The 10,741-nt window shown below is 28.1% G+C and carries 8 protein-coding genes; all 8 read left to right on the top strand.

All coding sequences use genetic code 11. From position 1 onward, the window contains the following. Nucleotides 1-389 precede the first annotated feature (389 nt). The 8 genes from I4U58_RS09595 to I4U58_RS09560 all read left to right on the top strand — a co-directional run bounded on the left by I4U58_RS09595 (nt 390) and on the right by I4U58_RS09560 (nt 10,575). Nucleotides 390-2,648 carry a glycogen/starch/alpha-glucan phosphorylase gene (locus tag I4U58_RS09595; protein WP_195931080.1) on the top strand — a complete coding sequence of 753 codons (2,259 nt, stop codon included), beginning with the start codon at nt 390-392 and terminating at the stop codon, nt 2,646-2,648. 233 nt (nt 2,649-2,881) lie between these two features. Beyond that, nucleotides 2,882-4,228: an ABC transporter substrate-binding protein gene (locus I4U58_RS09590; RefSeq protein ID WP_195931079.1), complete on the top strand. Its 1,347-nt coding sequence runs from the start codon at nt 2,882-2,884 to the stop codon at nt 4,226-4,228. A 165-nt stretch (nt 4,229-4,393) separates the two neighbouring features. Further along, the gene (locus I4U58_RS09585) at nt 4,394-5,239 is read left to right on the top strand and encodes a sugar ABC transporter permease (protein WP_195931078.1); all 846 of its coding nucleotides are present in this window, start codon (nt 4,394-4,396) and stop codon (nt 5,237-5,239) included. Continuing rightward, nucleotides 5,239-6,123: a carbohydrate ABC transporter permease gene (locus I4U58_RS09580; RefSeq protein ID WP_195931077.1), complete on the top strand. Its 885-nt coding sequence runs from the start codon at nt 5,239-5,241 to the stop codon at nt 6,121-6,123. The genes I4U58_RS09585 and I4U58_RS09580 overlap by 1 nt, the downstream gene beginning before the upstream one ends. 22 nt (nt 6,124-6,145) lie before the next feature. Continuing rightward, nucleotides 6,146-7,627, top strand: a complete 1,482-nt coding sequence (gene malQ, locus I4U58_RS09575; RefSeq protein WP_195931076.1) for a 4-alpha-glucanotransferase — start codon at nt 6,146-6,148, stop codon at nt 7,625-7,627. Between the two features lie 43 nt (nt 7,628-7,670). After that, nucleotides 7,671-8,723, top strand: a complete 1,053-nt coding sequence (locus I4U58_RS09570) for a LacI family DNA-binding transcriptional regulator (protein ID WP_330643981.1) — start codon at nt 7,671-7,673, stop codon at nt 8,721-8,723. 38 nt (nt 8,724-8,761) lie between these two features. Beyond that, a complete protein-coding gene (gene ugpC / locus I4U58_RS09565) occupies nt 8,762-9,874 on the top strand; it encodes a sn-glycerol-3-phosphate ABC transporter ATP-binding protein UgpC (protein ID WP_195931075.1) in 1,113 nt (370 codons plus the stop codon). 71 nt (nt 9,875-9,945) lie between these two features. Next, nucleotides 9,946-10,575 (top strand): YesL family protein, encoded by a 630-nt coding sequence (locus I4U58_RS09560; RefSeq protein ID WP_195931074.1) that lies wholly within the window; start codon nt 9,946-9,948, stop codon nt 10,573-10,575. Nucleotides 10,576-10,741 lie beyond the last annotated feature (166 nt).

Here is a 10,741-nt window from a genome sequence, read left to right as displayed (position 1 = left end):
TAAGCTCCTGAGCGCTGATGGTACTTGGTGGGCAACCGCCTGGGAGAGTAAGACGTAGCCACGTAATCTTTTTTTATTTTATCCCCAAAAGTATCATGTGATTAAGTTTACTATTTTAGTTAAATCATATAATCATATGAAAACTTTGGGGATATTTTAATATATAGTATTTTTAACTTGAACCTGTTGATAATACTTGGATTAATAATTAAAAAATATATATAAATAGCATCAAAATAAAAAATAAATCTATATTAAATGTAAAAAATTGGTTGTAAATAAAACGACTATAAATTATAATTACCTTAAAAGAGGATTTATATGAAAAACTGGTAACGTTACCGAAAACGTTTTCGCAAAAAGGAGACTTAATAAGGGGGAAAAGATTAATGGATGTATCTAGTTTATTAAAAGATAAGTGTGGTAAAGAAATTAGTAATTGCACAAATGAAGAAATTTATTATGCTTTATTAAATTTAGTAGATGATTTAGCAAATCAAAAACACAACAATAAGGGGAAAAAGAAACTTTATTACATTTCAGCAGAATTCTTAATTGGAAAATTATTATCTAATAACCTAATTAATTTAGGTATTTATGATGAAGTAAATTCTATATTATCAGCAAATGGTAAAAAACTATCTGATATAGAAGAAGTAGAGCCAGAACCTTCGCTGGGAAATGGCGGATTAGGTAGATTGGCAGCATGCTTTTTAGATTCAATTGCTACTTTAGGTCTTGATGGTGATGGTGTAGGTTTAAATTATCATTTTGGGTTATTTAAACAAGTATTCAAAGATAAACTACAATTAGAACAAAAAAATGAATGGATAGAACAAAATAGTTGGCTAAATAAAACTGATACAACTTATGAAATAGAATGTGGAGAATTTAAATTAAAATCTAGATTATATGACATAAATGTTATTGGTTATAATAATAGAGTTAACAAACTTCATTTATTTGATGTAGAAACTATTGATGAGAGTATAGTAAATGATGAAAGTATAAACTTTAATAAAGAGGATATAGCTAAAAATTTAACTTTATTCTTATATCCAGATGATAGTGATGAAGATGGAAGACTTCTTCGTATATATCAACAATATTTTATGGTTAGTAATGCTGCAAGATTAATATTGGATGAATGTGAGGCAAAGGGAAGTAATTTACATGATCTATATGATTATGCAGTAATACAAATAAATGATACTCACCCAACAATGGTTATCCCAGAACTGATAAGACTTTTAACTGAAAGAGGATTATCTATGGATGAGGCTATTGATATAGTATCTAAAACTTGTGCATATACAAATCATACAATATTAGCAGAAGCATTAGAAAAATGGCCAATGAGTTATTTAGAGAAAGCTGTACCAAACTTAATAGATATAATAAAAGAATTAGATAAAAGAGTTAGAGAAAAATATGAAGATGAAAGTCTATATATAATTGATGACGATGATAGAGTACATATGGCTCATATAGATATACACTATTGTTTTAGTGTTAATGGGGTTGCATCACTTCATACAGAAATATTAGAAAAAAATGAATTAAATAATTTCTATAAAATATATCCAGAAAAATTTAATAATAAAACTAATGGAATAACTTTTAGAAGATGGTTAATGCATTGTAATCACGAATTAACTAATTTTATAGAAGAATTAATAGGTGATGGATTTAAAAAGGACGCAACTGAATTAGAAAAATTAGGTCAATATATAGATGATAAAAACGTACTTGAAAAATTATTAAAGATAAAATTTGATAATAAATTAGTACTAAAAGATTATATAAAACAACATCAAAATATAGATATTGATGAAAACTCTATATTTGATATACAAATAAAAAGATTACATGAATACAAAAGACAACAAATGAATGCATTATATGTAATTTATAAATATTTAGATATTAAAAAAGGAAACATACCATCAACTCCTGTTACAGTTATATTTGGAGCTAAAGCAGCGCCAGCATATACTATGGCAAAAGATATAATACATTTAATCTTATGTTTACAACAACTTATAAATAATGATGAACAAGTAAATAAATATTTAAAAGTTGTTATGGTTGAAAATTATAATGTTACATATGCTGAGAAACTAATACCTGCTTGTGATATATCTGAACAAATATCATTAGCATCTAAGGAAGCAAGTGGAACAGGAAATATGAAATTCATGTTAAATGGAGCACTAACATTAGGAACAGAAGATGGTGCTAATGTGGAAATACATGAATTAGTTGGTGATGATAATATATTCATATTCGGTAAAGATAGTGAAACTGTAATAGAACATTATGAAAATGAAGATTATGAATCTATAGATATATATGCAAGAAATCCTAAAATAAAAGAAGCAGTAGATTTTATAATAGGTACAGAACTAATGAGTATAGGTAATGCTGAAAACTTAATAAGAGTATTTAAAGAAATTGTTAAGAAGGACTGGTTTATGGCATTACTTGATCTTGAAGATTATATAAAAACAAAAGAAATTGCATTTAAACAATATGAAGATAGAGAAAATTGGGCTAAAAAGATGTTAATAAATATAAGTAAAGCCGGTTATTTTTCTTCAGATAGAACTATACAAGATTACAATGATGATATTTGGAAATTAAACTAGTTTGAAGTGATAAAAATTCTCTATATTAATGTTTTGGACAAAATTTAATTTAGACAAATATAGAGAATTTTTATTTAAAGAAATGACTAATTTACAAAAAATACCAAAAATCATGTTGCGTTTTGAAAGATTCGGTGCTACTATTTTAGTAATTAGAAAAACGTTATCCGACAAATTGGAAACGTTTTCGGTAACGTTACTAATTCACATTTTTCAAATCAGGGGGAGAAGATATGAAAGTTAAAAAGTTTTTATCAATTGCTTTAGCAAGTGTATTATCAGTAGCGATGCTTACTGGCTGCAGTAGTTCTAATGATTCTAGTGGTTCAGGGTCATCTGACAAAGGTAGTGTTTATTATCTAAGTTTTAAACCAGAACAAGAAAAACAATGGAAAGAAATAGCTAAAAAATATAAAGAAGAAACAGGGGTAGAAGTTAAAGTTGTTACTGCTGCTAGTGGTAAATATGAACAAACTCTAAAATCAGAAATAGCTAAAAAAGATGCACCAACATTATTCCAAATAAATGGACCAGTAGGGTATGAATCTTGGAAAGATTATTGTGCAGATTTAACTGATACAGAATTAAACAAACATTTATTAAATGAAGACTTAGCTATAAAAGGCGACGATGGTAAAGTATATGGTATACCTTATGTTGAAGAAGGATACGGAATAATATATAACCAATCAATAATGGATAAATACTTTGCATTAGATGGTGCAAAAGTAAAATCTATGGATGAAATAAATAACTTTGATAAATTAAAAGAAGTTGCAGAAGATATGCAATCTAAAAAAGATGAATTAGGAATAAAAGGGGTATTTGCTTCTACATCATTAACTCCAGGAGAAGATTGGAGATGGCAAACTCACTTAGCAAATCTTCCTATATATTATGAATACAAAGATAATAAAGTAAAAGATGAAGATGAAATAAGCTTTAAATACTCAGATAACTTTAAAAACATATTTGATTTATACATAAACAATTCAACTTGTGAACCTACATTATTAGGAAGCAAAACTGTTACAGATTCAATGTCTGAATTCGCTTTAGGACAATGCGCTATGGTTCAAAATGGTAACTGGGGATGGAGTCAAATAGCAGATGTTGATGGAAATACAGTTAAAGAAGATGATGTTAAATTCATGCCTATATATACAGGTGTTAAAGGTGAAGAAAAACAAGGTCTTTGCATAGGTACTGAAAACTACTTCTGCATAAATAAAAATGCTTCAGAAGCTGACCAAAAAGCTACACAAGATTTTATAAACTGGTTATTCACTTCTGATAAAGGTAAAGATTATGTTACTAATGACTTAGGATTCATAACTCCATTTGATACTTTCTCAGATGATGAAGTTACACAAGATCCATTAGCTAAAGAAGTTATAAGATACATGAAAGATGATAAATACTACAATGTAGACTGGAACTTCACTACTTTCCCAAGTCAACAATTTAAAGATGATTTCGGTGATGCATTACTTCAATATTGTAATGGAAATATGAAATGGAATGATGTTAAGAAAAAAGTTGTTGATGAATGGGCAAGCGAAAAAGCTCTAACAAAATAATTAATATATAAAATTAATCTAGTCAATTTAGCATAAAATCAGCCATAAATAACAGTATCAATGACGTTAAGAATGAAAATAAGATTACATTCTAAATTGAGTAATAATATAGATACTTTATTTATGGCTAATTAATTTAAAAAATAAAATATCAGGAGGGGTATCATGCAAAAAACATTGAAAAAATACTGGCCTGTATTTATAGTACCAACTCTTATAGCATTTGCGATTGCGTTTATATTACCTTTTGTAATAGGTATATATCTAACATTTTGTAAATTCACAACAATAACAGATGCAACTTTCACAGGTCTTCAAAATTATAAAACTGCATTTTCAGCAGGACAAAATTTCTTATATTCATTTGGATTCACAGGATTATTTACAATAATTTCAATAATATCAGTTAATGTAATAGCTTTTGTATTAGCATATCTTTTAACTAAAAAGATAAAAGGAACTAACTTTTTCCGTACAGTATTTTTCATGCCAAACTTAATTGGTGGTATAGTTTTAGGTTATACATGGCAAACAATGATAAATGCATTTTTATCAAGATATGCTACAACATTAGTTGCTGATGCAAAATATGGATTTATAGGATTGATCCTACTTATGAACTGGCAAATGATAGGTTATATGATGATAATATATATAGCAGGACTTCAAAACGTACCAACAGAATTAATCGAAGCAGCAAAAATAGATGGTGCAAACAAATGGCAAACATTAAAAAATGTTACTATACCAATGGTAATGCCATCAATAACAATATGTTTATTCCTGACATTATCAAATAGTTTTAAACTATTCGACCAAAACTTAGCATTAACAAATGGGGCACCAATGCATAAAACAGAAATGTTAGCATTAAACATAGTTAACTCATTCTACGGCAGAATAGGATTTGAAGGTGTAGGACAAGCAAAAGCAGTAATGTTCTTTATTATAGTAGCTTGTATAGCACTTGCTCAATTATATTACACTAGAAATAAGGAGGTAGAACAATAATGGATGTAGCAGTATCTAAAAAAGGCACTAATGAAGTTAGTGTAAAACCAAAAAGAAATATTGGGAATACAGTAATATTCCTTATACTTTGTGCATTAGTTGTTGTATTCTTAGCACCGATTTTATTTATACTAATAAACTCATTTAAAGGTAAATTCTTTATTAGTGATAATCCATTTGCTCTACCAACATCAGAAACTTTTGTTGGACTTAGTAACTATGTTAATGGTTTAGAACAAACAGGATTTTTAAGTGCAATAGGGTGGTCATTTTTTATAACAATTGGTTCAGTAGTTGTTATATTATTCTTCACATCTATGACAGCATATTATATAACAAGAGTAAAATCTAAATTTACAAGTGTACTATATTATTTATTTGTATTTTCAATGATAGTACCATTCCAAATGGTCATGTTCCCAATGGTTAAATTAGCAGATATATTACATCTTGCTAACCCTGTTGGAATGATAGTTTTATATTTAGGTTTTGGATGCGGTTTATCAATATTTATGTTTAGTGGATTTATAAAATCAATACCACTAGAAATAGAAGAAGCAGCTATGATAGATGGGTGTAATCCTCTACAAACTTACTTCCATATAGTATTACCAATATTAAAACCTACAGCAATAACAGTAGCAATATTAAATGCAATGTGGATATGGAATGACTATCTATTACCATATTTAGTTATAGGTTTATCAACAAAATATAAAACTATACCAGTTGTAATTCAAATGTTAGTAGGATCAAATGGTAATAGAGATATGGGAGCTATGATGGCTATGTTAGTGTTAGCTATTATCCCAATAATAATATTCTACTTAGCTTGTCAAAAACATATTATAGAAGGTGTTGTTGCAGGAGCCGTTAAAGGATAGGAAATACAAAAGGGGGATCATCATGAGGAGAAACGGATTTTTACTACCTATATCTAGTTTACCTTCAAAATATGGAATAGGAAGTTTTTCAAAAGAAGCATATGAATTTGTAGATATATTAGAAAAAGCTAATCAAAAAATATGGCAGATACTACCGCTTGGACCAACAGGATATGGGGATTCTCCATACCAATCATTTTCTACATTTGCAGGTAATCCATACTTTATAGATTTGGACAAACTAATCGAAGAAAAACTATTAACACAAGAAGAATGTGATAGTTACGACTGGGGAAAAAACGACGAATATATTGATTATGAAAAAATCTATTTATCAAGGTTTAAAATACTAAAAAAAGCTTATAAAAGAAGCAAAATAGAACATAATAAAAAATTTCAAGCTTACTGTAAATATAATAAATGGTGGTTAGATGATTATGCTTTATATATGGCAATCAAAGATTCCTTAGGGGGAATATCTTGGTTAGAATGGGACGATAAATTAAAATTAAGAGATAAAAAAACAGTATTAAAATATAGTAAAAAGTTAGAAGAAGAAATTACATTTTATAAATATATTCAATATTTATTTTCAGATCAATGGCATAAATTAAAAGAATATGCTAACAAAAAAGGAATATCAATAGTTGGAGATATACCTATATATGTAGCACTAGATAGTGCAGACACATGGGCAAATCCTGAATTGTTCCAATTTGATAAGAATCTAAATCCTATAGCAGTGGCAGGGTGTCCACCAGATTCTTTCTCTGAAGATGGACAATTATGGGGAAATCCATTATATGATTGGGAATATCATAAATATACTCACTATAAATGGTGGATAAAAAGAATAAAATATTGTTATAATTTATATGATATTGTTCGAATCGATCATTTTAGAGGGTTTGATGAATATTTTTCAATACCTTATAAAAGTAAAACAGCTGTAAATGGTACTTGGGAGAAAGGACCAGGGATAGAGCTATTTAAACAATTAAAGCAAGAATTAGGGGAAGTTAAAATAATAGCTGAAGATTTAGGATTTTTAACAGATTCAGTTATAAAACTACTTAAAGATACAGGTTATCCTGGAATGAAGGTTCTTCAATTTGCATTTGATTCAAGAGAGGAAAGTGATTATTTACCTCATAACTATAATAAAAATTGTGTTGTTTATACTGGTACACATGACAATGACACGATTATAGGATGGTATAAAGAATTAGATACCTTAGATAAACAAATGTGTATAGATTATATCAATAGTAGAGACTCAGAAGAAAAATATAGAAATTGGGATCTTATCTGTTTGGCGATGGGGAGTGTTGCTGATACATGTATAATTCCAGTTCAAGATTTTTTAGGATTGGATGAATCAGCTAGAATAAATATACCATCTACACTAGGTGACAATTGGAAATGGAGAATGAAACCAGATTGTTTTTCTGAAGAATTAATAGAAAAAATAAAAAGATTAACTAAGATATATGGAAGAATATAAATTAAATAGCTCGTATGATTGATTAGAAATAGAGAGAAAACGTATGAAAGGAAATAGGGATATGAAGACAATCACAATAAAAGATATAGCTAAAAAATGTGGTGTCGGCGTTAGTACTGTCTCAAGAGCTATTAATAATCATCCAGACATAAGTGATGAAACAAGGGAAAAGATTCTACAGGTTATAAAAGAAAATAATTTTGTGCCGAATAGCACAGCCAGAAGTTTGAAATGTACACAAACAGAAACAATAGCAGTTTTAATAAAAGGTATAGATAACCCATTTTTTCAAAAGATGATAAAAGTATTTGAAGAAGAAATACAACATCGAAAATATACTTTTTTATTACATAGAGTAGATTCAAATCAAGATGAGATTGAAGTTGCTTTACAATTAATAAAAGAAAGAAAATTAAAAGGAATTATCTTTTTAGGGGGATGGTTTTCACATGATGAGAAACGACTGAAACAGATAAATGTACCTTTTGTATTAAGTACAATATCAATGTTTGAAGGTGTAGATAAAAAAATATATTCGTCTGTATCAGTAGATGATGTGAAGGAAAGTAAAAAAGCTGTAGATTGTTTGTGTGAGTATGGACATGAAAAAATTGTAATGCTGGCAGCTCAACCATGGGATGAAAGTATCAGTGGATTGAGGGTACAGGGTTATAAAAAAGCCTTAGAAGAAAGACAGATACCCATAAATGAAAATCTAATAAGATATACTTTTCAAGAAGAAACGGCTTTTACTATGGAAAATGGATATAAACTTATGAAAGAACTTTTAGAATCAGATGAAGAATTTACAGCAGTTTATGCAATTTCGGATAGTATGGCAATAGGTGCAAGTAAAGCAATATTAGAATCAGGTAAAAAGATACCAGAGGATTACTCAGTTATGGGATTTGATGGACTGGATATAGCTTATTATTACAATCCATCAATAAGTACTATAAGGCAACCGGTAGAAGATATGGCAAAGGAAACAAGTAAAATTTTATTTGATCTAATAGAAAATAATGATGATAATAGACATAAAATATTTGATGGAGAGTTAGTTGTTAGACAATCAGTTGTTAGATTAAATAAATAATAATTAATTGGATAAATAAATTGGAGGGAATTAGGAATATGGCAAGCTTATCATTAGAAAATATATGCAAGATATACCCAAATGGTTTTGAAGCAGTAAAAGATTTTAATTTAGAAATAGATGACAAAGATTTCATTATATTTGTAGGTCCATCAGGCTGTGGTAAATCAACAACGCTTAGAATGATAGCCGGGCTTGAAGATATAAGTAGGGGAGATTTAAAAATAGATGGAAGAGTTGTAAATGATGTTGAAGCTAAAGATAGAGACATTGCGATGGTATTCCAAAGTTATGCACTATATCCACACTTAACAGTTTATGATAATATGGCATTTGGATTAAAACTTAAAAAAGTTCCTCAAGAAGAAATAGATAAAAAAGTTAGAAATGCAGCAAAAATATTAGACTTAGAAAAATTATTAGACCGTAAACCAAAAGCTTTATCAGGTGGTCAGAGACAGCGTGTGGCTATGGGTAGAGCAATAGTTCGTGAGCCAAAAGTATTCTTAATGGATGAACCTTTATCAAACTTAGATGCAAAATTAAGAGTTCAAATGCGTACTGAAATAGCTAAGTTACATGAAAGATTAGGGGCAACAATGATATATGTAACACATGACCAAACTGAAGCTATGACTTTAGGAACTAAAATTGTAGTTATGAAAGATGGAATAATACAACAAGTCGATACTCCACAAAATTTATATAATTATCCACAAAACTTATTTGTTGCAGGATTTATAGGTTCTCCACAAATGAACTTTATAGATGTAGCAGTAGCAAAAGAAGATGGAAAAGTTGTATTAAAAATGAAAGAAAATAAATTTGTTTTACCAGAAGATAAAGCAAAAGAAGTAGTTGAACAAGGATATCTAAATAAAACTGTTACAATGGGTATTAGACCAGAAAATATATATGATCCTAAAGAATTAGTAGAAGTAAAAAAAGGAGCTGAATTAAACGTAAAAATAAATGTATATGAATTACTTGGTTCAGAAGTTTATTTATACTTTGATTTAGAAAACTTCCCTATGACTGCAAGGGTAAATGCTGATACAACTGCTAGAATGGGAGATAAAGTTAAGTTTATAATGGATATGGAAAAAGTTCATATATTTGATAAAGAAACAGGTATAGTAATAACAAACTAATAAAAATAAGTTAAATAAAACTGCTATAATATCTATAGCAGTTTTATTTATATTTTAAGGAGTAGTGTTTTATGGGGAAAATATTTGATTATGATAATAACTTTTTTGCGGGGATATCAAAAGTATCTGATACAATAATTCTAAATTTTTTATTTGTTATTTGTTCAATACCTATTGTAACGATAGGTGCATCGACGACTGCACTTTATTGTGTTTCTATGAAATCGACAAGAGATGAAGATGTTTACGCCGTTAAAGAATTTTTTAAACAGTTTAAGCAAAACTTCAAAGAAAGTACAATTATCTGGTTAATTTTATTATTAGTGGCATCTTTTATAGGACTTGATTTTTATATGTGTAGTTTAATGTCAAATGATATATTAAGTACTGCTTTTAAATTTATATTTACTTTAATAAGTATTGTAATAGGATTTATTGTAGTATATGTATTTCCGCTTGTAGCTAGATTTGAAAATAGTATAAAAAATACTTTAATGAATGCGGTTTTAATGTCAATAAAACATCTTCCATATACATTAATAATGTTAGTTTTAACTTTAATGCCTTTAGGTGCATTTGTTTTATTCGGGAAATATTGGGGACAAATAGTATTTTTAGATACTTGTATAAGTTTTGGAGTTGCAGCTTATATAAATTCTATGTTATTAAATAAGATATTTAATGGCTATATAGAAGATTAGATAATTTTTATGACTAGATATTCAACTTAAAATAAAAAATGAGATTAAGTAAGTCGTTAATATTTATATTGGCGACTTTTTTTGTTCTAAGGAAATGATAGATTGTTTTAATGGCAAAATTTTTAAAGATACAATATCGTATTTTTTATTTTACAATAAATTAAAA

This window comes from Clostridium sp. 1001270J_160509_D11, assembly GCF_015667935.1.
Lineage (GTDB): Bacteria > Bacillota > Clostridia > Peptostreptococcales > Peptostreptococcaceae > Intestinibacter.
The sequence above is the reverse complement of the archived record's forward strand: the minus strand, read 5'-3'. Positions and strand labels throughout refer to the sequence as shown.